Raw genomic sequence first — 22967 nt, 5'->3', positions numbered from 1 at the left:
GGGATCGCGCCTGCTTCCGTCCCGGTAAGGGACCTTAGTTGTACTTGGCGATCTCGAGACGGCCAACCTGGTCGCGATGGACTTCGTCCGGACCGTCGGCCAGGCGCAGGGTGCGCTGGTGGGCGTACATGCTCGCGAGCTTGAACACCTGGCTGACGCCGCCGGCGCCGTGCAGTTGCAGGCAGCGGTCGACCACCTTCGAGGTGATGTTCGGCACCGCCACCTTGATCATCGCGATCTGCTGGCGGGCTTCCTTGTTGCCGTACTTGTCCATCGCCCAGGCGGCCTTGAGGACCAGCAGGCGGGCCATGTCGATTTCCATGCGCATGTCGGCGACATGGGCCTTGGTGACGCCCATCTCGGAGATCTTCTGGCCGAACGCCGTGCGGCTCTTGGCGCGCTTGATCGCCATTTCGAGCGCCCGCTCGGCGACGCCGATGGCGCGCATGCAGTGATGGATGCGGCCCGGTCCGAGACGGCCCTGGGCGATCTCGAAGCCACGGCCCTCACCGAGGAGAATGGCCGACTTCGGCACGCGCACGTTGTCGTAGACCACTTCGGCATGGCCGTGCGGCGCGTCGTCGTAGCCGAACACGTGCAGCATCTTCACGATCTTGATGCCCTTGGCGTCGCGCGGCACGACGATCATCGACTGCTGGCGGTAGGCCGGCGCGCTGGGATCGCTCTTGCCCATCAGGATGATGACCTTGCAGCGCGGGTCGCCCATGCCCGACGACCACCACTTGCGGCCGTTGATGACATAGTCGTTGCCGTCGCTCTCGATGCGGCACTCGACGTTGCGCGCGTCGGACGAGGCGACCGCCGGCTCGGTCATGGCGAAGCAGGAGCGGATCTCGCCGTTCAGCAGCGGCTTCAGCCACTTCTCCTTGTGCTCCGCGGTGCCGTAGCGGGCGAACACTTCCATGTTGCCGGTGTCCGGCGCCGAGCAGTTGACCGACTCCGAGGCGATCGACGAGCGGCCGAGCACTTCGCAGATCGGCGCGTAGTCGAGGTTGGAGAGACCCATCGTGCCGTGCGTGTCGCCGCTCTCGCGATCGGCCGGCAGGAACATGTTCCACAGGCCGCGCTTCTTCGCCTCGGCCTTGCATTCTTCGATGACCGGCGGGAGCTGCCAGCGATCCTTGGCCTTCTCCATCTGCTCTTCGTAGACGGGCTCGGCCGGATAGATGACCTCGTCCATGAATTTGTTGAGCTTCTCGAGCAGCGCCTTGCTGCGATCCGAGTATTCGAAATCCATCGCTCTCTCCCTTTGTGCTGCGGCGGACTCTGGCCGAAAATGGGTGCAATGTGAACGGGCATTCAGGTCGCATTCCGGTTTCGGATCGCGGTCGCGGGAGAGGGAAACGCAATGAAAATCACCGGTTTCGAGGCCATCGCCCTGAAGGTTCCGGAAGACGATCCGCTGGCCAACATGCCGGAGGAAGCCGGTCGTACCCGGCCCGCGGTGGCGCTGCGGCTGCGCACCGACAACGGCATCGAGGGCATCGGCGTCACGCTCTATGGCGGCAAGATGAGCCGCAGCCTGCACGCCGCCGTCGACGAACTGTCGGCGCTGACGGTGGGCGAGGATCCGATGCGGATCGAGCATATCGTCGCGAAGCTGCGCAAGGCAGCGGGCGACAGCGGGCCGGCCGGCATCTTCACCTTGGCGCTGTCGGCGATCGACACGGCGCTGTGGGACATCAAGGGCAAGGCGCTCGACCAGCCGCTGTGGAAGCTGCTGGGCGGCCATCGCGATCGCATCGCGACCTACGCGTCGGGCTCGCTGCGGCGCGGCCTCACCGACAAGCAGGCGCAGCAGGCGGCGCGTACTCTGCTGCAAAAGGGCTTCCGCGAGATGAAGACCCAGATGGCGCTGCCCGGCAGTCCGACGCCGGCCGAGGAGGTGCGCCGTGTGACCGTGGTGCGTGACGCGATCGGCCCCGACGTGAAGCTGATGTGCGACATCAACCAGCGCTGGCGACCCGAGCAGGCGATCGATATCGGCCACAGGGTCGAGGAGGCGGGTGTCGGCCTGTTCTGGCTGGAGGACGTGACGGCGGCCGACGACTTCGCGGGCCTCGCGCGGGTCACCGCGGCGCTCAAGACGCCGGTCGCCGGCGGCGAGTATGTCTGGGGCATCGTGCCCTTCCGCCACATGATCGAGGCGCGTTCGGTCGACATCGTCATGGTCGACCTGTGCCGCGTCGGCGGTGTCACGCAATGGATGAAGGTCGCCGGCATGGCCGAGGCGTTCAACCTGCCGGTCGTCAGCCACGTCATGCCCGAGGTGCTGTTGCACATGGTGGCGGCGTGCCCGAACGGCCTCACCGTCGAATACATGCCGTGGATGGTCGCCCTCTACGAGGAAACGCCCGCCATCAAGAACGGCGAACTGGTTCTGCCGCAGAAGCCGGGCCTCGGCCTGAAGTTCGACGAAAAAGCGCTGGCGAGCTTCAGGGCTTAGTGAGGCCGCGCCGGAAGCCGCAGCGGCTTCAGCGCAGCCAGGACAAGGAAGGCGGCGACGATGTTGAACGCCGCCGCTGCCAGGAAGACGTCGCGCCAGCTTCCCGTTTCGGCGACGTAGAAGCTGGCGAGCGGGATCAGCAGCGAAGCGGTGCCCTTGGCGGTGTAGAGCAGCGCCGCGTTGGTCGTGGCGTACTTCGTGCCGAACGTGTCGGTGCAGATGGTCGGGAACAGGCTCGCGGTCTCGCCCCAGGCAAAGAAGGCGATGCCGCCGATCAGTACGAACAGCAATGGGTCGTGACCGTAGACCCACAGCGCCCAGATGCCCATGCCCTCCAGCAGGAAGGCGATGAACAGCGTGTTCTCGCGGCCGATATGGTCGGAGACCCAGCCGCAGAAGGGTCGCGTCACACCGTTCATCACGCGGTCGAGCGTCAGCGCGAAGGTGAGCGCGGGCAGAGTGAGGCCCAGAAGACTCACCTCGACGTCGGCTACCTTGAAGCTGTGCGCGATCGGCGCGAGCTGCGCCGTCGCCATCAGCCCGCCCGAGTAGACGAGGATGAACAGGAGATAGAGTAGCCAGAAGACCGGCGAGCGCAGCAACTCAAGCGGGCTGAAGTCGCGCGCCGCTTGCGGCAGGTGCGAGGGCGCGGCCACCGTCGCGCCATGCGGCGGCGCCCGCAGCAGCCAGGCCGCGACAATCACGATCAGGCCCTGCACCAGACCGAACCACAGGAAGGCCGATTCGTATCCGTGGCGGGCGATCACGTCCTGGATCGGGATGATGCTGAGCGCCGAGCCCGCGCCGAAGCCCGCGACGGTGAGCCCTGCCGCCAGGCCGCGGCGGTCGGGAAACCAGCGCACGGCATTGCCGACGCAGGTGCCGTAGACCGCGCCGGCGCCCATGCCGCCCAGCGCGGCGCCGACATAGAGCAGGAACAGCGAATCGGCGACGGAGTTCAGCGCCCACGCCGCGCCGACCAGGATACCGCCCGCGAACACGATGTATTTCGGCCCGAAGCGGTCGACGAACCAGCCCTCGAAGGGCACCAGCCAGGTCTCGGCGATGACGAAGATCGCGAAGGCGGTCTGGATGCTGCCGAGGCTCCAGCCATACTTCTCGTTGAGCGGATGGACGAACAGGGTCCAGCCATATTGCAGGTTGGCCACAGCCACCATGCAGAGAAGGCCCGCGCACAATTGCAGCCACCGACTCGCAGGCGATGCTGGCACCGATTCAGGAAGCGACGAATTGCTGAGCGACACTCTCGAAACGCTCCCTTGCCCCGCGATGGTTCCCGTCCCTAAATCGCGGTCGACAGGACAAGCGCCGGGGAGAACGTCGTTGGACAGTGTAATGCAGGTTCCGTTCAAACCCACCGAATTCCTGAGCCGGGACATCAAGATCGATCGCCGCCCCGACGGCACGGTGGTGCTGCAGTCAAATCATCAACTGAAGCCCTATGCCCGGCACGTGCCGGCCCTGCTTGCCAAATGGGCGGCGGAGGCGCCTGACCGGCTATGGCTGGCGCAGCGCCGCGGTCCGGCGCGCGACTGGCTGAAAGTCACCTATGGCGAGGCTAAAAGCCAAGTCGACTCGGTCACGCAGGCGCTGCTCGATCGCGGCTTCGGCCCCGACAAGCCGGTGATGATCCTGTCGTCGAACTCCATCGAGTTCGCGCTGCTCACCATGGCCGCGATGCAGGCACGCGCGCCGGTCGCGCCGGTATCGCCGGCCTATTCGGTGATGAGCCAGGACCATGCCAAGCTGAAATACGTCTTCGACATGATCAAGCCCGGCCTGGTCTTCGTGCAGAACGGCGAGATCTATGCGCGCGCCCTGGCGGCGCTCGATCTCGAGGGTGTGCTGCTGGTCCATGTCGACAAGCCGCCGCCCCAGATGCAGTCGCTGCCGTGGACCGAGCTTTTAGCCACCAAGGCGACCGACGCGGTGGCGAAGTCAGTCGCGGCCATCGAGCCCAAGACCGTCGGCAAGTTCCTGTTCACCTCGGGCAGCACCGGCATGCCCAAGGCCGTCATCAATACGCAGGAGATGATGTGCGCCAACGTCGCCATGATGGGCATGTCGCGGGTGCGCAAGGCGGATGCTCCCTCGCCCGTCATGCTCGACTGGCTGCCGTGGAACCACACGATGGGCGGCAACGCGACCTTGCAGGGCAACCTGAACGAGGGCGGCACGACCTGGATCGACGACGGCAAGCCGCTGCCCGGCCTGTTCGAGGAGACGCTGCGCAACCTGCGCGAGGTTTCGCCGACCTCGTTCTCCAACGTGCCGGCGGGCTACGCCATGCTGGCCACGGCGCTGGAGAAGGACGAGAGCCTCGCCAAGCGCTTCTTCAAGAACATCAACGTGCTGTCCTATGGCGGCGCGACCCTGCCGGACGATCTCTATGAGCGCATGGAAGCGCTGGCGGTGAAGCACACCGGCTATCGCATCCCCTTCGTCACCGGCTGGGGTTCGACCGAGACCGCGCCGACGGCGACCAGCGTGCACTGGGCGTCCGAGCGGGTCGGCCTGATCGGGCTGCCTTATCCTGGCGTGCAGCTCAAGATGGTGCCGGCGGGCGAGGAGGGGCGCTACGAGCTGCGGCTTAAAAGCGTGATCGTGACCCCGGGCTACTACAAGCAGCCCGACCTCACCTCGAAGATGTTCGACGAGGAAGGCTTCTACAAGATCGGCGATGCCGGCCGCTTCGTCGATCCCGAGGACCCGACCCAGGGCATCATTTTCGATGGCCGCGTCGTTGAGGATTTCAAGCTGACCAGCGGCACCTTCGTGCTGGTCGGCACCTTGCGTACGACCGCCATCGCCGCCGCGACGCCGGTGCTGCAGGACGCCGTGGTCTGCGGTCAGGACCGCGAATATGTCGGGCTGCTGGGTTTCCCCAACGTCGCTGCCTGCCGCCAGCTCGCGGGCGACAACGGGGCGCAATTGACGCTCGACAAGCTGCTGGCGCATCCCGCCGTGGTCGGCACCCTGAAAGAGGGGCTGGCGAAGATGAACGCCGACAGCCGCGGCTCGTCGATGCGGGTGAAGCGTGTGCTGCTGATGACCGAGCCGCCGCAGGTCGACGGCCAGGAAATCACCGACAAGGGCTACATCAACCAGCGCGCCACCCTGGAACGCCGCAAGGCGCTGGTCGAGAAGCTCTATGCCGGTGGCGAGGGCGTGATCGAGGTGGCCTAGTCCGTGCATCGGTTACAGGACAGGTAGCGAGAGGCAGCCCATGAGCCCGAACGAGATGTCGAAGAAAGAAGCGGCCAAAAAGGACGTGCCGCTGCGCTACGACACGCGGCTGCTTGGGCGCATCCTCGGCGAAACGGTGCGCGACCAGGAAGGCGACGCCACGTTCGAGCTCGTCGAGCATATCCGTCGCACCGGCGTGCTGTTCCATCGCGATGCCGACGAGGCGGCGCGGCAGGAACTGCAGGCCACCATGGGCAGGCTGCCGCCAGACCAGACCATCCGCATCATCCGCGCCTTCGGTCATTTCTCGCACCTCGCCAACATCGCCGAGGACCAGCACCAGATCCGGCGCATGCGGGCCTATGACATCGCCAAGGCGCCGCCGCCGGCGGGCACGATGCCCTATGCGCTGGACCGGGCCGCGAAGGCCGGCATTTCCCGCGAGCGGCTGCAGGCCTTCTTCGCCCATGCGCTCTGCAGCGCCGTCCTGACGGCCCATCCGACCGAGATCCGGCGCAAGAGTTCGATCGACCGAGAAATGGAGATCGCGCGGCTGCTCGACGAGCGCGACCGGGTCGAGTTCACGCCGGACGAGCTGCGGGCCAATCGCCGAGCGTTGCGACGTGCGGTGCTCACCCTGTGGCAGACCAGCATCCTGCGCGACACGCGGCTGCGCGTGATCGACGAGGTCGCCAACGGGCTCGCCTATTACGACCATACGTTCTTGCACGCCCTGCCGGTCTTCTATGCCGACCTCGAAGACCGGCTCGGGGGCGTCGATGCGGCCTGGCGGGGAGTCGAGGTGCCGTCCTTCCTGCGCATGGGAAGCTGGATTGGCGGCGATCGCGACGGCAATCCCTATGTCACCGCGGAGGTCACGAGCCAGACGCTCACCATGCAGAGCCAGCGGGCGCTGCGCTTCCATCTCGAGGAGTTGCTCCGGCTGGGCAACGAGCTGTCGCTCGATGGTCGCATCGTGCACGTTTCGGAAGGGCTCCAGGCGCTGGTCGAGAATTCGGCCGATCGCGCGCCGGAGCGCAAGGACGAGCCCTACCGGCGCGCCATCGTCGGCATCTATGCGAGGCTGGCTGCGACCGCCTGGGCGCTCGACAGGCTCGAAGCGCCGCATCCGCCGGTCGGGCCCGCGCCGGTCTATGCGACGGCGGCGGAATTGAGGGCCGACCTCGACACGATCTATCGCTCGCTCGCGGAAAACGGCTCCGAGGATCTGGCGCGCGGCCGCCTGCGCTCGCTGCAGCGCGCCGTCGATGTCTTCGGCTTCCACCTGGCGTCGCTCGACCTGCGGCAGAACTCCGACGTGCATGCGCGCGTCATGGCCGAACTCGTGGCAGCGGCCGGGACCGGCACCGACTATACGGCGCTCGACGAGGCCGCGCGTGTCGCCCTCCTGACCGGTGAACTCGGCAATATGCGGCCGCTGGCGTCGCCCTATCTTTCCTACGGCGACGAAACGGCCGGCGAGCTGGACCTGGTGCGAGTGACCGCCGACGCGCATCGACGCTACGGCCGGTCCGCCATGCCGCACTATGTGATCTCCAAGGCCGACAGCGTCTCGGACATCCTGGAAGTGGCCGTGCTCCTCAAGGAAGGCGGATTGCTCGATCCGCGCGAGGGCCGGCTCGACGTCGACATAGTGCCGTTGTTCGAGACCATCGGCGATCTGCAGCGCTGCGGCCGGATCATGGACGAGCTGCTCGGCTTGCCGGCCTATCGCCGGCTGCTCGAGTCGCGGGGCGGCACGCAGGAAGTGATGCTGGGTTATTCCGACAGCAACAAGGACGGCGGCTATCTCACTTCGACCTGGGAGCTCTACAAGGCGGAGCTGGTGCTGATCGAGACCTTCCGGCGCCACAAGATCGGGCTGCGCCTGTTCCATGGCCGCGGCGGTTCGGTGGGACGCGGGGGAGGGCCGAGCTACGAGGCGATCCTGGCGCAGCCGCCGGGCGCCGTGCAGGGCGCCATCCGCATCACCGAGCAGGGCGAGGTGATCGCGGGCAAGTATTCGAACGCCGAGGTCGGGCGGCGCAATCTCGAAACCCTGGCGGCCGCCACCCTGGAAGCCTCTCTGCTCGACGCGGACCGGCCGCCGCCGCCCGCCGATTATCTCGCCGTCATGGAGGATCTCTCCGCGCACGCCTTCCGCGCCTATCGCAATCTCGTCTACGAAACCGAGGGCTTCGACCGCTATTTCCGCGAATCCACCGTGCTGGAGGAGATCGCCTCGCTCAACATCGGCAGCCGCCCGGCCTCGCGTTCGAAGAAGCAGGGCATCGAGGACCTGCGCGCCATTCCCTGGGTGTTCAGCTGGGCGCAATGCCGCCTGATGCTGCCGGGCTGGTACGGATTCGGGGCGGCGATCAAGGCGTGGAGCAGCACGCGGCCCGGCGACGGCATGGCGATGCTGCAGGAGATGCATGACAACTGGCCGTTCTTCCGCACGATCCTGTCGAACATGGACATGGTGCTGGCCAAGAGCGACATCGCCATCGCCTCGCGTTATTCCGAGCTGGTGAGCGACACGACGCTGCGCACGCAGGTCTTCGGCCGCGTGAAGCAAGAGTGGCAGGCGTCGATCGACGCGGTCTGTGCCATCACGCGGCAGAAGACGCTGCTGGAACGCAATCCTTTGCTGGCGCGCTCAATCCGCAACCGCTTCCCCTACATCGATCCGCTGAACCATGTGCAGATCGAACTGCTAAAGCGCCATCGTGCGGGCGATGCCGATCCCGCGGTCGTGCAAGGCATCCATCTCAGCATCAACGGCATCGCAGCCGGCCTGCGCAACAGTGGCTAGCGAACATCAGACTTGCCTCGCGATGCCCGCGACACCACCATGGCATCGGAGGGCAAATTCGGCATGAATCGACTGGTGGGCAAGGTGGCCATCGTCACGGGTGGCGCGAGCGGCATGGGCCGCGCGACCGTCATGCGCTTCCTTGCCGAAGGCGCGAAGGTGCTGGTGGCCGATCTCAACGAGGCGAACGGTGCGGAGACGCTGGCGGTCGCCAAGGCGCAGGGCCATGGTGACGCGATCGGTTTCGTGCGCTGCGATGTCGCGAAGGAAAGCGACGTCGCCGCGATGGTCGCCGAGGCAGGCAAGAAATTCGGCCGGCTCGACATCGCCTATCTCAATGCCGGTGTCGGCGGCGCCTTCGGGCCGATCGCCGAGACCAGCGTCGAGGACTGGGATTATACCTTCGCGGTGCTGACGCGTTCGGTGTTCCTCGGCATGAAGCACGCGTCGCTGGCGATGAAGGGGCACGACGGTGGCGGCGTGATCCTCGTCACCGCGTCGATCGCGGGGATGGTCGGCGGCGGCGGCAGCCACGCCTACTCGGCGGCGAAAGCGGCCGTGATCAGCCTGATCGGCAATGTCGCGACAGAACTGGCGCCCGATCGCATCCGCGTCGTCGGCATAGCGCCCGGCGTGATCTCGACGCCGCTGGTCCATCGCGGCCGGCCCGACAAGTTCGAGAAGCAGTTCAGCCAGCATCCCTGGCCCGACCACGGCGAGCCCGAGCATATCGCCGACGTGGCAACTTTCCTCGTCTCCGACGAGGCGCGTTTCATTACCGGCGAGACGGTGAAGGTGGATGGCGGCCTGCTGGCCCAGGGCGTCGCGCTCTGGGGCACCGGCCGCGAAAGCATCTTCATGAAGAGCGCTGGCGTCAATCGCGGCACGACCGGCGAAGCCATGGTCGTCCGCAACTTGCAAACCGAAGGACAGAAGAAATGACCAGCGAAGCTGAGCGCCTGCACGGACACCTCATCGGACAGCAGGGTTCGCGGCTCTCCCTGAACTCGCCGTCGCTCGTGCTCGATCTCGACATGCTCGACCGCAACATCGCGGAGATGGCGAACTTCGCCAAGGCGCACAATGTGAAGCTCCGGCCGCATTCCAAGACGCACAAGTCGGCCGACATCGCGCGTCGCCAGATGAACGCCGGCGCGCTCGGCGTCTGCTGCGCCAAGCTGGGCGAGGCCGAGGCGCTGGGCGAGGCCGGCATCCAGAGCCTGCACATCACCTCGCCGGTGGTGACGCCGCAAGCGATCGAGCGTCTCGTCGAGCTGAACGGCAAGGTCTCCGACCTGATGCTGGTGGTCGATCATCCCGACAATGCCAAGGCGCTGGCCGCGGCCGCCGCAAAGGCCGGCAAGCCGCTCACGGTGATCGTCGACATCGATCCCGGCATCCATCGCACCGGCACCGCCTCGCCCGAAGCGACGGTGGAGCTGGTGCAGAAGATCGCCAAGCTCAAGTCGCTGAAATATGCCGGCGTGCAGTTCTATTGCGGTCGCCACCAGCACATCGTCGACTTCAAGCAGCGCACCGCCGAGATCGAGGAGCGCACGGAATACCTGAAGGGCATCCTGGCGAAGCTGGAAGCGGCGGGACTCAAGCCCGGCATCGTCACCGGCTCGGGGACGGGTACGCACTACATCGACGCCAAGCTCGGCGTCTTCACCGAGCTGCAGGTCGGCTCCTACGTGTTCATGGACCACGACTACAATGTCTGCGACCTGCGCGGTCTCGACCGGCCGACCTTCGAGCAGGCGCTTCAGATCGACGCGCGCGTCGTCAGCGCCAACACGCCGGGCATGGTGACGGTCGATGCCGGCTTGAAGGCGATGGCCACGGAGAAGGGTCCGCCGATGATCCTGAAGGGTGCCGTCGAAGGCGCCACGACGCGCTTCATGGGCGACGAGCATCTCGCGGTGATCGCCCCCGAGGGCCAGCAGGCGCCCAAGCTCGGCGAGCAGTTCATCCTGACGCCGCCGCATTGCGACCCGACCGTGAACCTCTACGAGAGCTACAACGTGGTGAAGGGCGATACGCTGGTCGAGATCTGGCCGGTCACGGCGCGCGGCCGGTCGCGCTGAGTCTCTTCCTCCTCTCCCTCTAGCGGGGGAGGGGAGCTTGGGTTTGCCCCACCAGCAACCCGCCCTTCCAGGTGCGGGCGAGAGCGATCACGGCGACGAGGCCGATCGTGCTGACGACGGTCATGCCCAAAAACGCGCGCTGGCCGTAGTGGGAATAGAGCAGGCCGGAGAACTGGTAGACGACCGCCTGCGTGGCGCCGGTGCCCAGCGCGTAATAGAGGCTCTGGCCGATCGCCGCGCCGTGCGCGGGCAGCGCGCGCTGCAGGAAAGCCATGGCGCCGAGATGGCAGGCGGCGAAGGTGCAGGAGTGCAGCGCCTGCAGCAGGACCAGCGCCCACAGCTCGGTGGTGAAGGCCATGGCCGTCCAGCGCACCAGGCCGGCGGTGAGGCCGAGCGCGATCAGGCCGCAGACGCCCAGCCTTCCCAGTAGCCAGCCGCCGAACAGCATCAGTACGATCTCGATGGCGACGCTCTCGGCCCACAGGGCACTGATCGTCACGTCGTCGATGCCGGCGCCGCGCCAGGTCAAGGTGCCGAAGCTGTAGAGCACCGAGTGGCTGGCCTGGCAGAGGCCGCAGGCCAGCAGGAACAGGATGAAGGCCGGCTGGCGCAAAAGTTCACTCACGCGGAACGGCGCATGACCATGCTCGGTGGCCTTGGCGCGCGGCGCGGCGGCGGGCAGCAGCAGTGCAAGTGGCGCCAGCAGCACGATGCTCGCCGTGCCGACATAGAGGACCCAGGGTGGGCCGTAGCGATCGACCGCGATACCGGCGAGGAAGGTCCCGAAGATGAAGGCGACCGAGCTCCACATGCGCACCCGCGCATAGTCGAGCCCGTGCTTCTTGGTCTCGGTCACCAGCACACCGTCGTAGAGCGGCATCGGCGGCGACCACAGGAAACCCCAGATCATGGTGACGACGAAGATCGCCAGGAACGAATAGGAGAACTGGTAGGCGCCCATCATCACGACGGCGCCGATCCCAAGCGCCACGATGACGCCGCGCGGGCCGCCCAGGCGATGGGCGATCCAGCCGACGGAGAGCGTCGCGATCACCGTCACGATCTGGCGCGACATGAACAGCGTGCCGATCTCGGTGTCGCTGACGCCGCGGTCGCGCAGCCACACCGGCCAGTAGCTCATGAAGGCGCCGGCGGCGAAGAAGTAGGCGCCGCCATAGGCCGCGAGCCGCAGGCCCGTCAGCCATTTGGACATCAGGCGGCGAACTCCTTGCGGATCGCCTCGCTGTGCTGGCCGAGCGCCGGCACGTCGCCCAGTCGATCGGGCTCGCCGGTGTAGGAGGCGGCCAGTGCCGGGATCGAGACGTCCTTGCCGTCGATCGAATTGAACCCGGTGCGGCGGAGCTGCGGATGCGTGGTCAAGTCCTTCACGCCGCTGACGCGGGCCCAGGCGATCTGCGCCGCGTCGAGGCGGGCCGAGAGATCGGCGAAGCTCTGCGACGCGAAGCTTTTCGCCACGATCGCGTTGGTGTCGTCGCGTCGCGCATTGCGCGCCTTGCCGGTGGCATAGTCCGGATCCTTCTCGAGACCTGGCCTGTCGATCACGTTGTGGCACAGCCGCTCGAACTCGCGATCGTTCTGAATCGAGATCAGCACCGGCACCTTGTCGGCGGTTGGATAGACGCCGTAGGGCGCGATGAACGGATGGGTGAGGCCGAGCCGCGGCCATTCGTAGTTGGAATATTCCATGCCGAGCATCGGCACGGTCATCCATTCGGCCATCGAGGAGAAGAGCGAGACAGAGATGGCGCGGCCCTCGCCGGTCCGGCCGCGCGCGATCAGCGCCTCGAGCACGGCGGCATGGGCATACATGCCGGTGCCGATATCGGTCGCCGAGATGCCGACGCGGCCCGGCGCATGCTCGGTGCCGGTGATCGAGGCGAGGCCGCTCTCGGCCTGGACCAGCAGGTCGTAGGCGCGGCGGTTCTTGTAGGGGCCGTGGTCGCCGTAGCCCGAGATGTCGACGGTGATCAGCTTCTTGTGTTCGGCGCGCATCGCGGCCGAGCCGAAGCCCGCGCGCTCGGCGGCGCCCGGCGCCAGGTTCTGGATCAGCACGTCGGCCTTGCCGATCAGCCGGTGCAGCAGGGCGAGGTCTTCCTTGGCCTTGAAGTCGAGCGTGAGGGACTGCTTGCCGCGATTGAGCCAGACGAAGTAGCTCGACTGACCGTGTACGTAGCCGTCGTAGCCGCGGGCGAAGTCGCCCTCGGGCCGCTCGATCTTGATGACGCGGGCGCCGGCATCCGCCAGCCGGGCGGCGCAATAGGGAGCGGCCACCGCCTGCTCGACACTCACCACCAGCAGACCGTCCAGCGCTCCAGCCATCGAAGACCCCAACTTCCCGTTAAACCCGTGCAAGACGCATCGCACCGCGATGCCCCTCGGCCCGTGGTGTTACTGTAGGACTACCATTTCGCAAAGGGCGATGGCACGGTCCGGGCAAGACCAAAACGTCATATCGGGGACGAGGAAATGCCGGGACCATTGCAGGGCGTGCGCGTGATCGATCTGACGGCGGTTTTGCTGGGGCCGTTCGCCACGCAGCATCTCGCCGACATGGGCGCCGACGTGATCAAGGTCGAGCCGCCGGAGGGCGACCTGCTGCGCGCCTCGGGTGGCAGCTATGGTCGCGACAAGGACATGGGCCCGATCTACATGGCGGCCAACCGCAACAAGCGTTCGATCTGCCTCGACCTCAAGAAGCCTGCCGCCTGCGCCGTCCTGAAGGACCTGATCAAGGACGCCGACCTCTTCATCCATAACAGCCGCCCGCAGGCCATCGAGCGGCTGGGCCTGGGCTACGAGGATCTGAAGAAGATCAATCCGTCGATCATCTATGCCTATTCGCTGGGCTATGCGCGCAAGGGTCCTTACGGCCACAAGCCCGCCTTCGACGACCTGGTGCAGGGCGTCTCGGGCGCCGCCTCGCTGCAGAGCCGGGTCGACGGGCTGCCGCCGCGCTTCATGCCGAGCCTGATCGCCGACAAGACGACCGGGCTGCATCTCTGCATCGCCGTGCTGGGCGCGCTCTACCATCGCAAGTGCACCGGCGAGGGGCAGATGATCGAAGTGCCGATGCTGGAGACGCTGGCCTCGTTCTGGTTGACCGAGCATCTGTTCGGCGCCACCTGGACGCCCGAGCGCGCGCCGATGGGCTACGACCGCATCATCAACAAGTTCCGCCATCCATTTCCGACGAAGGACGGCTACATCTGCGCGCTGCCCTACACCGACGCTCACTGGGTCAGGTTCTTCGAACTCGCGGAGCGGCCCGACCTCGCGAAGGAAAAGAAGTTCGTCGACCGCGTCGAGCGCGCCAAGCATTTCAGCGAGCTCTACCAGGTGCTGGGCGAGCTGCTGAAGCATCGCCCGACCGAGGAATGGCTGGAGATGTTCGACACGGCCGACATCCCCGCCATGCCGGTGCGCACACTGGAAGAGCTGATGGACGACCCGCACCTCAAGGCCACCGGCTTCTTCACCGAGCGCGAGCATCCCACCGAGGGGCCGATCACCACGGTGGCGAGCCCGCTCGATTTCGAAAAGACCAAGGTCGAGTTCCGCCGCCACGCCCCGCGCATCGGTGGCGACGGCGTCGAGGTGTTGCGCGAGGCCGGCGTCAGCGATGAGATGATTGAGAAGCTGAAGGCGGACAGGGTGCTGATCGTCCCGACCATGAGGGCCTGACGTAACTCGTTTTCTACGTAAACCCATTTCGCGTCGCGGCGCATTCAGCCGCTACGCGGTTTCTCTGAGCTTGTCCGGCCGGGCCTCGTGGCTAAACTCCGGCCAAATCGAAAACGCCTCCTCGGGAGGGGACCATGGATCTCGCTTTCACGCCTGAAGAACAGAAATTCGCCGACGAAGTGCGGGCCTTCGTGCGTGCCAACCTGTCGCCCGACACGCGCGACAAGGTGAAGAACGGCAAGCACCTGATCCGCGACGACTACATGCGCTGGCAGCAGGCGCTCGGGAAGAAGGGCTGGCTGGTCTACACTTGGCCGAAGAAGCACGGCGGCCCGGGCTTCACGCCGGCGCAGCGCTACATCTTCGAGAACATCTGCGCCGAGGAATATGCGCCGGGCATCATCCCGTTCGGCAGCAAGATGGTCGGGCCGGTGATCTACACGTTCGGCACCGAGGCGCAGAAGGAGAAGTATCTCCCGGCGATCCGCGAGAGCACCGTCTGGTGGTGCCAGGGCTATTCCGAGCCGGGCTCGGGCTCCGATCTCGCGAGCCTGCGCACCAAGGCCGAGAAGGACGGCGACCATTACATCGTGAACGGGTCCAAGACCTGGAACACGATGGGTCACTGGGCCGACTGGATATTCTGCCTCGTGCGCACCGATTCCAAGTCGAAGCCGCAGGAAGGTATCTCCTTCCTGCTGATCGACATGAAGACGCCGGGCATCACCGTGAAGCCGATCATTATGGCCGACGGCGGCCACGAGGTGAACGAGGTCTTCTTCGACAATGTGAAGGTCCCGGTCGAGAACCTCGTCGGCAAGGAGAACGAGGGCTGGACCTGCGCCAAGTTCCTGCTGGCCAACGAGCGGCTGGGCATCGCGGCCGTGCCGCAGTCCAAGCGCGGCGTCGAGGCGCTGAAGGACATTGCGCGCGCCGAGCAGGACAACGGCAAGCCGCTGATCGAGAACCAGAGCTTCGCCGAGAAGATCGCCGATCTCGAGATCCAGGTGACGGCGCTCGAGTTCACCGAGCTGCGCGTGCTCTCGTCGATGGCGCATGGCGGCCAGCCGGGACCGGAAGTGTCGGGACTGAAAATCCGCGGCTCCGAGATCCAGCAGCGCATCACCGAGCTCACGATGGAAGCGGTTGGTGAGTATGCCGCGCCGTATTTGCCGGGCCTGCTGTGGCAGGGCACGAACGAGGAGCCGGTCGGTCCCGACTACGCCCACCTCGCCGCGCCGCGCTACTTCAACACGCGCAAGACCACGATCTACGGCGGCAGCAACGAGATCCAGAAGGGGATCATCAGCAAGATGGTCCTCGGTCTCTAAGAGTACGGAGTAACAGATGGATCTCGCCCTCAAGCCCGAGCACAAGGCCTTCGCCGACGAAGTGCGCGCCTTCGTGCGCGAGAACCTGTCGCCCGCGACCCGCGAGAAGACCTTCTCCGGCAAGCACTACGACCGCGACGACCACATCGTGTGGCAGCAGGCGCTCGGGAAGAAGGGCTGGCTCGCCTACACCTGGCCGAAGAAGTACGGCGGTCCGGGCTGGGATGTGACGCAGCGCTTCCTGTTCGAGAACGTGCTGGCGGAGGAGGGCGCGCCGCGCATCCTGCCGTTCGGCCCGAAGATGGTCGGCCCGGTGATCTACACGTTCGGCACCGAGGCGCAGAAGGAGCGCTTCCTGCCGGGCATCCGCAGCTCCGATGTGTCGTGGTGCCAGGGCTATTCCGAGCCGGGCGCCGGCTCCGACCTCGCCAACCTGCGCACGCGCGCGGTCCGCGAGGGTGACCATTACATCGTGAACGGCCAGAAGACCTGGACCTCGTTCGCGCACTGGGGCGACTGGATCTTCTGCCTCGTGCGGACCAACACGGAAGTGAAGGCGCAGGAAGGCATCTCCTTCCTGCTGATCGACATGAAGACGCCGGGCGTCACCGTACGGCCGATCATCATGACCGACGGCGCCCATCACGTGAACGACGTGTTCCTCGACAACGTGAAGGTCCCGGTCGAGAACCTGATCGGCAAGGAGAACGAAGGCTGGACCTGCGCCAAGTTCCTGCTGGCCAACGAGCGGCTGGGCATCGCCGAGGTCCCGTCGTCCAAGCGCGGCGTCTCGGTGCTGCGCCAGATCGCCCGCGTCGAGCCGCAGGACGGCGGCACCCTGGCCGACGATCCCGCCTTCACCGCGCAGATCGCCGACATCGACCTGCAGGTCCAGGCGCTGGAGATGAGCGAGCTGCGCGTGCTCTCGGCCATGGCCCAGGGCGGCGCGCCCGGCCCCGAGGTCTCGACCCTGAAGGTGCGCGGCTCGGAGATCCAGCAGCGCATCGCCGAGCTGACCATGGAGGCGGTGGGCGAGTACGCCCAGCCCTACCAGCCCGGCATGCTGTTCCACGACACGAACGAGACGCCGATCGGGCCCGACCACGCCCCGCCAGCCGCGCCGCGCTATTTCAACATGCGCAAGACCAGCATCTACGGCGGCAGCACCGAGATTCAGAAGAACATCGTCTCGAAGATGGTGCTTGGCCTCTGACGGAGGCTATAACCGCGATCAAGAATTCCGGAGGAGAAACATGGATCTGTCCCTTTCCGACGAACAGAAGCAGCTGCAGGAATCGGCCGAGCGCTTTGCGCGCGAGAAGTACACATTCGAGAATCGCCGCAAGATCGCGGCGACCGAGCGCGGCTGGCTGACGGAAAACTGGGCGCAGTTCGCCGAACTGGGTTGGCTCGGCATGGCCTTCTCGGAAGAGGATGGCGGCTACGGCGGCGGTCCGATCGAGACCATGATCGTCATGGAGCAGTTCGGTAAGGGCCTGGTGCTCGAGCCGTTCCTGCCGACGGTCGTTCTCGGTGGCGGCATGATCGCCCGCGCCGGCTCCGCGGCCCAGAAGGAGGCGCTGCTGGCGCCGATGATCGAGGGCAAGAAGCAGTTCGCCTTCGCCTGGCTGGAGCGTCAGAGCCGCTACAACCTGGCCGACGTGTCGCTCAAGGCGACCAAGGAAGGCAACGGCTGGTCGCTGTCGGGCCACAAGGGCGTCGTCTACAACGCCGCCTCTGCCGACGACATCATCGTGCTGGCGCGTACCGCCGGATCGGCGCGCGAGCCCAAGGGCCTGACGCTGTTCGTCGTCGACGCCAAGGCCAAGGGCATCACGCGCCGCGATTACCCGACGCAGGACTCGCTGCGCGCCTCCGAACTCACCTTCGACAAGGTCTCGGTCGGCGCTGACGCGGTACTGGGCAAGGTCGATGAGGCGTTCCCGACCGTCGAAGAAGCGGTCGACCGCGCCATCGTGGCGCTCTGCGCCGAGGCCACCGGCTGCATGGACGCGATCAATGCCGCGACCCTCGACTACATCAAGACCCGCAAGCAGTTCGGTGTGGCGATCGGCAAGTTCCAGGTGCTGCAGCACCGCATGGTCGACTGCTTCACCAACGCACAGGAAGCGCGCTCGATGACCCTGATGGCGTCGCTCAAGATCGACGACAAGGATCCGACGGTGCGCGCCAAGGCGGCCTCGGGCGCGAAGGTCCAGATCGGCAAGTCGGGCAAGTTCTGCGGCCAGAGCGCGGTGCAGATGCACGGCGGCATGGGCGTCACCGACGAGCTGTCGGTCAGCCACTACTTCAAGCGGCTGACGATGATCGACCTGATGTTCGGCAACCAGCAGCATCACCTGACCCGCTACAGCAACCTCGCGATGGCGGCTTAAGGCGCATTCCCATGCGCTGGCGGGCGGCAGCGCCTTCTCGCGTTTTCGCCGAAGTCGGCGAAAACGCTGGGGCGCGAGAGCCCGCGCCGTGCAGAAAAGATGAGAACGCGCCACAGGAGTGGCGCGCTCTGCGTACATGAGTGCAATCGTCGACATCATCGTGCCGGTGTTCGGCATGGTGCTGGTTGGCTGGTTGATCGGCCGCAGCAAGCTCCTCACGCCAGAGGGCCTGCGCGGCTTCACCGCCGTCACCTTCTACGCCCTGTTCCCCGCACTGCTCTTCCGCTCCATGGCCAAGGTGCGGCTGGAGACGCTCGAGCCGCAGGTGCTGCTCGCCTTCTTCAGCGGCGTGATGCTGCTCTACGGCGGCATGATGGTGCTGGGCCGGCTGCAGGGCATGCGGCTTGGCGACCGCGCCATGTTTGCGCTGAGCGGCTCCTTCTCCAACGGCGTCGGGATCGGCATCCCCTTCATCAGCTACGGCTTCGGCGAGCAGGGGCTGGTGCCGCTGCTGATGATCATCAGCGTACACTCGCTGATCCTGCTCACCTTCACCTGCTTCCTGATGGAGATGGACGGCGAAGGCGGGCGGCGCGGCCAGGTCCTGAAGCGACTGGGCGGTGCGGCGCTGTCGATGCTGAAGCACCCGGTGATCCCGGCGATCTTCGCGGGCCTCCTCTGGGGCGAGATCACGACCCACACCAGCATCGCGACGCCGGCGGTGATCGATCGCATCCTGCAGGCCTTCGCGGCCGCGGCGCCGCCCTGCGGCCTGATCATGGTCGGCGCTTCGCTGGCTCATGTCGGATTGAAGGGCCACTGGAAGTCCGCGGCGCTGGCCTCGGCGTTCAAGCTCGCGGTGTTGCCGGTGCTGGTCTGGACGATCGGCCGCTACGTCTTCCCGCTCGACCCGCTGTGGCTGAACGTGGCGACCCTGAACGCCGCGCTGCCGGCGGGCGCCAACGTCTACCTGATCGCCCAGATGTACGGAATCGGCGTCGGCCGTGCGACCAACGCCGTGGTCATCTCGACCGCCGCCAGCGTCTTTACGCTGTCCGTGGCATTGTTGTTGCTCGGCGTTCAGGCGCGGTAAGCTCGGGACCGGAGGATAGCCCCATGACGTACGAAACGGTTCAGGTTCGCGAACTCGAGGGCTGCGGCGCCGAGGTGCTGGGGCTCGATCTCAAATCGATGAGCAACCGCCAGTGGGACGAGGTGCAGCGCGCCTTCGTCGAGCATGGCGTGATCTTCTTCCGCGACCAGAAGCTGACGCCCGAGCAGCACATCGAATTCGCCCAGCGTTGGGGCAAGATCGACATCAATCGCTACTTCACGCCGGTTGCCGGCTATCCTCAGATCGCCGAGGTCCGCAAGGAGCCGCAGCAGCAGAAGAACATCGGCGAGCGCTGGCACACCGATCACACCTACGACCAGATCCCGGCCATGGGCTCGATCCTGGTGGCGCGCGAGCTGCCGTCCAAGGGTGGCGACACGCTGTTCGCGAACGTCTACAGCGCCTTCGAGGCACTGTCGGAAGGGCTGAAGCAGACGCTGCGCGGGCTGAACGCGGTGCATTCGTCGGCGCATCGTTTCGGCACCGCCGCGCGCAAGGCCAGCGGCAGCGACCTCGTCTTCCACAATGGCGACCAGGTCGGCGATGTGCTGCATCCGGTGGTGATCCGCCATCCGCTGAGCGGCCGCGAGGCGCTCTACGTCAATGCCGACTTCACCCTGCACTTCGAGGGCTGGAGCGTCGAGGACAGCAACCCGTTGCTGGAATATCTCTACGCGCACGTCACGCGGGACGAGTTTACCAGCCGCTTCCAGTGGCGCGACGGCTCGATCGCCTTCTGGGACAACCGCGCCACCTGGCACAGCGCGCAGAACGACTATCAAGGCGAGCGGCGGTTGATGCACCGCATCACCGTCGCCGGCTGCGCGTTGCAGGCGGCGACGGGAGCGGCGTCTTAAGCCGAAGCTACTGCTTCAGGCGGATCGTCATCGCGGCCACGCCGGTCGCGAGGTTGTAACCGGCGTCCTTCACGACGCCCGACGAGACCATGCCGATCTCGGCGTTCGGACCGCCATAGATCCAGTTGCCGCCGGCCTGGCTGCCGGCCGCGACCGTGCCCTGCTCGCCGACATAGGTGCCCGCGATCTGCGTCGCGCCACGGTCCGAGCCCAGCGAGTAGACGCGCCAGATCGTGTGCACGGCCTTGGTGTAGCCGATGTCGATACCGACCTTGTCGATCGTGCCGGTGTACTGCGCCGTCGAGACGCCGTCCTTGCCGAGGAACACGCAGTCGAGCGGCTTGGCCGAGCCCAGCACGTAGCCGGTGCTGCCGCCGACGTTGCAGGTCAGCGAGCCGATGTAGATGCGGGAATTGGCGTTGGTGGTGTTGAGCTGCTGAGCGCTCGACTGCTGCATGCCGGTGGTGCAGGCGCCGGTCGAGAGGGCAAGGACGGCCACCGCGGCCGCCATGACGACGTTCTTCATTGATGCTCCTGTAAGCGAATGGCCGCCCGAAGGAGCGCCAGTCGGAAGAGCCATTACGACGTCGCGCGGTCGCTGAAAAGGGACGACCGCTTCATTCACCCTGTCGCCAAAGGGTAATGCAAATAGGTCCCACCAAGACGATGGGGAACGGTGGGGGCCTATGCCCCCATCATCACCGCTTCCTGGTCTTCGGGGGCGTAGAAGAAGTCGCCCGGGCGGAAGTCATGGCCGAGGTCGCCCAGCAGGCGGCGCTGGCGCGGCGTGCAGCGATCGAACATCGCCGAATAGGGCCCGCTGAAATCGTAAGCCCGCATGAACATCTGGCAGTAGTTGTAGAGCAGCGTCTTGCGCGCCTTACCCGAATGGTTGGGCGAAGGACCGTGCCACAGCGCATGCGGGAAGACATAGGCGTCGCCCGCCTTGCCCAGCAGCGGCACCGCGCCCGGCGTGCCCGGACCAGGCACGCGCTCGGGCCGGTCAGGGAAGGGCCGGAGATGGCTGCCGGGGAACACGGTGAAGTTGCCGCTGTTCTCCGCGGTCACGTCGGTCAGCAGGTACATGACCTTTACCGCGAGCGGCCGGCTGGTCTCGCTGACGCGGATCGCTTTCTGCGCCTGTCCGCCGTCGGTATGGGTGTAGCCCGGGAACATGTCGGTCGAGGCGCGGATGATCGCCTGGCTCATCGAGAACTGGATGTAAGGGCCCATCAGATCGAGGATCAGGTCGAAGATCGCCGGCCGATCGATCAGGTCGATGAAGGCCTGGTGGTAGGGAAGCAGGTCGCGCCGATCCATGAACGCGTCCTTGTTCTGGTCGGGCAGCTTCCACGCATAGTGACCGCGCGGCAGCGTGCCCGGCGCGGGCTCGTAGCCCTGCTCGGTGCGAACCTTGTCGTCGAGAAGCTTGGAAAAGAATTCGGCTTCGGCGGGCGACAACGCGCCCTCGATCTGCAGGTAGCCGTCGACGGCCCATTGCTCGCGCTGCGCCTCGGTGAGCGTGCGCGTGGTGTTAGCCAGCATGCGTTCCTCCCTTGGAAGCTTGCTGGCAGTTTAGCGCGATGCGACGCCCGTGTCGGCGTCGCCCTATCGCATCGCGGCCCGTGGCCCCCGACGCGGTTTTGCCAGTGATTCTAGCGCGCGTCGCGCTTGGCCTGGGCCTTCGCCACCTGGCTGCGGACCCGGCCGCGCGCCGACGCCGGCACATGGTTTTCGACCTCGACGCGCGCCTTGCCGCGCACCGTCTTGGCCGCCTTCGGCGTGGCCTTGGGCTTGCCCTTGGCGGGCTTCGCCTTCTGCTTCAGCGCCAGCGCCTTCTTGGCGCTCGCGACCATCGACGCCTTGGCCTTCACCGTGCTGCGGCGGGCGGTCTCGGTGTCGAGGCGAGCGAGCGCCGCTGTCAGGACGGCGAGCTTCACCTGCGAGCCGTCATCGGCCTTCACCGGCGCCGCGCCACGCGCGCGCGCCTTGCCGCGCAACTCGCGACGCTGGCGATCGGCGACGGTGCGTGCGCGATCGCGCTTCGTGCGCAGCCGTTTCACCAGGCTCGACAGCTGGGTGTCGGTCAACGCCTTCGCGGCGCGCGCGCCCGACATGTCCACCATCTCGCGTTCGTCGGCGCTGAGCGCCCGTAGTTCCTGCTTCGTGATCGCCATCTTCTTCATCTCCTCGAAGAGGCGAGCATCCTTGCCGAAGGATTTTGTGGTCGTCTACCTCAGCGCCGCATAAAGCAGCGAGAGGCCCGACACGGCCATGACGATGTCGAGCAGGTACTGGAACGCAGCGACGCTCAACCGCTCGACGATCAGGCGCGCGAGATAGGTGCCGGCCATCACCGACGAACCGGTGATCAATCCCTTCACCATGATGTCGGTCGGCAGTGCGCCGAACGCGTGGAAGGTGAGGGCCTTGCTGATGTAGAGCGCGATCGAACCGGTGGCCTCGGTGACGATGAACGCACCCTTGACGAGTCCGTGTGCGGCGAAGGCGGGCACGCTGAGCGGTCCGGTCGAGACCACGATGCCGGTGAGGAAACCGATCACGATGCCGGCCACGAACAGGCCGCCATAGCCCAGCTTGATGTTGCGCGCGGCGAGCCAGCGGCGGCCGGGGATCATCACCAGGAAGAACACGCCCAGCGCCGTCTCGACCGTGTTCTCGGGCAGGGCCAGCAAGGTGCGCGCGCCCAGGGCGGCGGCCGGAATGCCGCCCAGCGCATAGGCGCCGGCGGCGCGCCAGTCGATGTAGCGCCACCAGGCGGTGATCTTGGCGAAGTTCGACATGAGCGCCACGACGGCCATGATCGGCACCGCCTCGCGCGGCCCGAAGACGATGACCAGCACCGGCAGCAGGATGACGGTGGCGCCGGTGCCGACGATGCCGCTCACTGTCCCTGCAATAAGTCCGACGAACAGGACCAGGGCATAACTCAGCATCGTATCTCCCCGATCCCCCTGCGGCGGCGTCTGG

General features: G+C 66.3%; 19 protein-coding genes. 11 read left to right on the top strand and 8 right to left on the bottom strand.

Translation table 11 applies throughout. The features are described 5' to 3' along the window. Window positions 1-34 precede the first annotated feature (34 nt). On the bottom strand, window positions 35-1258 hold the full coding sequence (locus AC1RP5_RS19215; protein ID WP_493113168.1) for an acyl-CoA dehydrogenase family protein: 1224 nt from the start codon (window positions 1256-1258) through the stop codon (window positions 35-37). Window positions 1259-1369: 111 nt separating this feature from the next. On the opposite strand from AC1RP5_RS19215, the gene AC1RP5_RS19210 reads away from it, so the two are divergent. Then, on the top strand, window positions 1370-2467 hold the full coding sequence (locus AC1RP5_RS19210; protein WP_493113166.1) for a mandelate racemase/muconate lactonizing enzyme family protein: 1098 nt from the start codon (window positions 1370-1372) through the stop codon (window positions 2465-2467). Here the strand turns inward: AC1RP5_RS19210 and oxlT are convergent. Next, window positions 2464-3732, bottom strand: a complete 1269-nt coding sequence (gene oxlT, locus AC1RP5_RS19205) for an oxalate/formate MFS antiporter (protein WP_493113164.1) — start codon at window positions 3730-3732, stop codon at window positions 2464-2466. The genes AC1RP5_RS19210 and oxlT overlap by 4 nt on opposite strands. 91 nt (window positions 3733-3823) lie before the next feature. Between oxlT and AC1RP5_RS19200 the strand changes: the two genes are divergently transcribed. The 4 genes from AC1RP5_RS19200 to AC1RP5_RS19185 all read left to right on the top strand — a co-directional run bounded on the left by AC1RP5_RS19200 (window position 3824) and on the right by AC1RP5_RS19185 (window position 10576). Next, window positions 3824-5674, top strand: a complete 1851-nt coding sequence (locus tag AC1RP5_RS19200; protein WP_493113162.1) for an AMP-binding protein — start codon at window positions 3824-3826, stop codon at window positions 5672-5674. Between the two features lie 40 nt (window positions 5675-5714). Further along, window positions 5715-8489 carry a phosphoenolpyruvate carboxylase gene (gene ppc, locus AC1RP5_RS19195; RefSeq protein WP_493113161.1) on the top strand — a complete coding sequence of 925 codons (2775 nt, stop codon included), beginning with the start codon at window positions 5715-5717 and terminating at the stop codon, window positions 8487-8489. A 63-nt stretch (window positions 8490-8552) separates the two neighbouring features. Continuing rightward, window positions 8553-9431 (top strand): SDR family NAD(P)-dependent oxidoreductase, encoded by an 879-nt coding sequence (locus AC1RP5_RS19190; protein WP_493113159.1) that lies wholly within the window; start codon window positions 8553-8555, stop codon window positions 9429-9431. Then, window positions 9428-10576: a DSD1 family PLP-dependent enzyme gene (locus AC1RP5_RS19185; protein ID WP_493113157.1), complete on the top strand. Its 1149-nt coding sequence runs from the start codon at window positions 9428-9430 to the stop codon at window positions 10574-10576. Before AC1RP5_RS19190 ends, AC1RP5_RS19185 begins: the two co-directional genes overlap by 4 nt. A 19-nt stretch (window positions 10577-10595) precedes the next feature. Here AC1RP5_RS19185 and AC1RP5_RS19180 read toward each other — a convergent pair whose 3' ends face one another. Together AC1RP5_RS19180 and AC1RP5_RS19175 are read right to left on the bottom strand one after the other, a co-directional pair. Continuing rightward, window positions 10596-11789 carry an MFS transporter gene (locus AC1RP5_RS19180; protein WP_493113155.1) on the bottom strand — a complete coding sequence of 398 codons (1194 nt, stop codon included), beginning with the start codon at window positions 11787-11789 and terminating at the stop codon, window positions 10596-10598. After that, on the bottom strand, window positions 11789-12916 hold the full coding sequence (locus tag AC1RP5_RS19175; protein ID WP_493113153.1) for a CaiB/BaiF CoA transferase family protein: 1128 nt from the start codon (window positions 12914-12916) through the stop codon (window positions 11789-11791). Before AC1RP5_RS19175 ends, AC1RP5_RS19180 begins: the two co-directional genes overlap by 1 nt. A 147-nt stretch (window positions 12917-13063) precedes the next feature. Between AC1RP5_RS19175 and AC1RP5_RS19170 the strand changes: the two genes are divergently transcribed. The 6 genes from AC1RP5_RS19170 to AC1RP5_RS19145 all read left to right on the top strand — a co-directional run bounded on the left by AC1RP5_RS19170 (window position 13064) and on the right by AC1RP5_RS19145 (window position 19976). Continuing rightward, the gene (locus AC1RP5_RS19170) at window positions 13064-14278 is read left to right on the top strand and encodes a CaiB/BaiF CoA transferase family protein (RefSeq protein ID WP_493113152.1); all 1215 of its coding nucleotides are present in this window, start codon (window positions 13064-13066) and stop codon (window positions 14276-14278) included. 134 nt (window positions 14279-14412) lie between these two features. Continuing rightward, window positions 14413-15609 (top strand): acyl-CoA dehydrogenase family protein, encoded by a 1197-nt coding sequence (locus AC1RP5_RS19165; RefSeq protein ID WP_493113151.1) that lies wholly within the window; start codon window positions 14413-14415, stop codon window positions 15607-15609. Between the two features lie 16 nt (window positions 15610-15625). After that, on the top strand, window positions 15626-16822 hold the full coding sequence (locus tag AC1RP5_RS19160) for an acyl-CoA dehydrogenase family protein (protein WP_493113150.1): 1197 nt from the start codon (window positions 15626-15628) through the stop codon (window positions 16820-16822). A gap of 40 nt (window positions 16823-16862) precedes the next feature. Further along, window positions 16863-18005, top strand: coding sequence for an acyl-CoA dehydrogenase family protein (locus tag AC1RP5_RS19155; RefSeq protein ID WP_493113148.1), 1143 nt, complete (start codon window positions 16863-16865; stop codon window positions 18003-18005). Window positions 18006-18141: 136 nt separating this feature from the next. Continuing rightward, entirely contained in the window at window positions 18142-19098 is a 957-nt protein-coding gene (locus tag AC1RP5_RS19150) for an AEC family transporter (RefSeq protein WP_493113146.1), read from the top strand. A gap of 23 nt (window positions 19099-19121) precedes the next feature. Then, the gene (locus AC1RP5_RS19145; RefSeq protein WP_493113144.1) at window positions 19122-19976 is read left to right on the top strand and encodes a TauD/TfdA dioxygenase family protein; all 855 of its coding nucleotides are present in this window, start codon (window positions 19122-19124) and stop codon (window positions 19974-19976) included. Between the two features lie 7 nt (window positions 19977-19983). Here AC1RP5_RS19145 and AC1RP5_RS19140 read toward each other — a convergent pair whose 3' ends face one another. The 4 genes from AC1RP5_RS19140 to AC1RP5_RS19125 all read right to left on the bottom strand — a co-directional run bounded on the left by AC1RP5_RS19140 (window position 19984) and on the right by AC1RP5_RS19125 (window position 22930). Beyond that, window positions 19984-20502, bottom strand: a complete 519-nt coding sequence (locus AC1RP5_RS19140) for a DUF992 domain-containing protein (RefSeq protein WP_493113142.1) — start codon at window positions 20500-20502, stop codon at window positions 19984-19986. Window positions 20503-20660: 158 nt separating this feature from the next. Beyond that, a complete protein-coding gene (locus AC1RP5_RS19135; protein ID WP_493113141.1) occupies window positions 20661-21521 on the bottom strand; it encodes a phytanoyl-CoA dioxygenase family protein in 861 nt (286 codons plus the stop codon). 110 nt (window positions 21522-21631) lie between these two features. Then, a complete protein-coding gene (locus AC1RP5_RS19130) occupies window positions 21632-22153 on the bottom strand; it encodes a hypothetical protein (RefSeq protein WP_493113139.1) in 522 nt (173 codons plus the stop codon). A gap of 54 nt (window positions 22154-22207) precedes the next feature. Beyond that, the gene (locus tag AC1RP5_RS19125) at window positions 22208-22930 is read right to left on the bottom strand and encodes a sulfite exporter TauE/SafE family protein (protein ID WP_493113398.1); all 723 of its coding nucleotides are present in this window, start codon (window positions 22928-22930) and stop codon (window positions 22208-22210) included. Window positions 22931-22967: the final 37 nt, after the last annotated feature.

This window comes from Reyranella sp. GW821-FHT12G01 (assembly GCF_058806575.1).
Note: the sequence above shows the minus strand (reverse complement) of the source record. Positions and strands in the feature narration are given on the sequence as shown.

Excerpts from the sequence above, each read along its gene's own strand:
- AC1RP5_RS19215 (WP_493113168.1), bottom strand. The coding sequence starts at position 1,258 with ATGGATTTCGAATACTCGGATCGCAGCAAGGCGCTGCTCGAGAAGCTC.
- AC1RP5_RS19210 (WP_493113166.1), top strand. The coding sequence starts at position 1,370 with ATGAAAATCACCGGTTTCGAGGCCATCGCCCTGAAGGTTCCGGAAGAC.
- AC1RP5_RS19200 (WP_493113162.1), top strand. The coding sequence starts at position 3,824 with ATGCAGGTTCCGTTCAAACCCACCGAATTCCTGAGCCGGGACATCAAG.
- ppc (WP_493113161.1), top strand. The coding sequence starts at position 5,715 with ATGAGCCCGAACGAGATGTCGAAGAAAGAAGCGGCCAAAAAGGACGTG.
- AC1RP5_RS19190 (WP_493113159.1), top strand. The coding sequence starts at position 8,553 with ATGAATCGACTGGTGGGCAAGGTGGCCATCGTCACGGGTGGCGCGAGC.
- AC1RP5_RS19185 (WP_493113157.1), top strand. The coding sequence starts at position 9,428 with ATGACCAGCGAAGCTGAGCGCCTGCACGGACACCTCATCGGACAGCAG.
- AC1RP5_RS19180 (WP_493113155.1), bottom strand. The coding sequence starts at position 11,789 with ATGTCCAAATGGCTGACGGGCCTGCGGCTCGCGGCCTATGGCGGCGCC.
- AC1RP5_RS19175 (WP_493113153.1), bottom strand. The coding sequence starts at position 12,916 with ATGGCTGGAGCGCTGGACGGTCTGCTGGTGGTGAGTGTCGAGCAGGCG.
- AC1RP5_RS19170 (WP_493113152.1), top strand. The coding sequence starts at position 13,064 with ATGCCGGGACCATTGCAGGGCGTGCGCGTGATCGATCTGACGGCGGTT.
- AC1RP5_RS19165 (WP_493113151.1), top strand. The coding sequence starts at position 14,413 with ATGGATCTCGCTTTCACGCCTGAAGAACAGAAATTCGCCGACGAAGTG.
- AC1RP5_RS19160 (WP_493113150.1), top strand. The coding sequence starts at position 15,626 with ATGGATCTCGCCCTCAAGCCCGAGCACAAGGCCTTCGCCGACGAAGTG.
- AC1RP5_RS19155 (WP_493113148.1), top strand. The coding sequence starts at position 16,863 with ATGGATCTGTCCCTTTCCGACGAACAGAAGCAGCTGCAGGAATCGGCC.
- AC1RP5_RS19150 (WP_493113146.1), top strand. The coding sequence starts at position 18,142 with ATGAGTGCAATCGTCGACATCATCGTGCCGGTGTTCGGCATGGTGCTG.
- AC1RP5_RS19145 (WP_493113144.1), top strand. The coding sequence starts at position 19,122 with ATGACGTACGAAACGGTTCAGGTTCGCGAACTCGAGGGCTGCGGCGCC.
- AC1RP5_RS19140 (WP_493113142.1), bottom strand. The coding sequence starts at position 20,502 with ATGAAGAACGTCGTCATGGCGGCCGCGGTGGCCGTCCTTGCCCTCTCG.
- AC1RP5_RS19135 (WP_493113141.1), bottom strand. The coding sequence starts at position 21,521 with ATGCTGGCTAACACCACGCGCACGCTCACCGAGGCGCAGCGCGAGCAA.
- AC1RP5_RS19130 (WP_493113139.1), bottom strand. The coding sequence starts at position 22,153 with ATGGCGATCACGAAGCAGGAACTACGGGCGCTCAGCGCCGACGAACGC.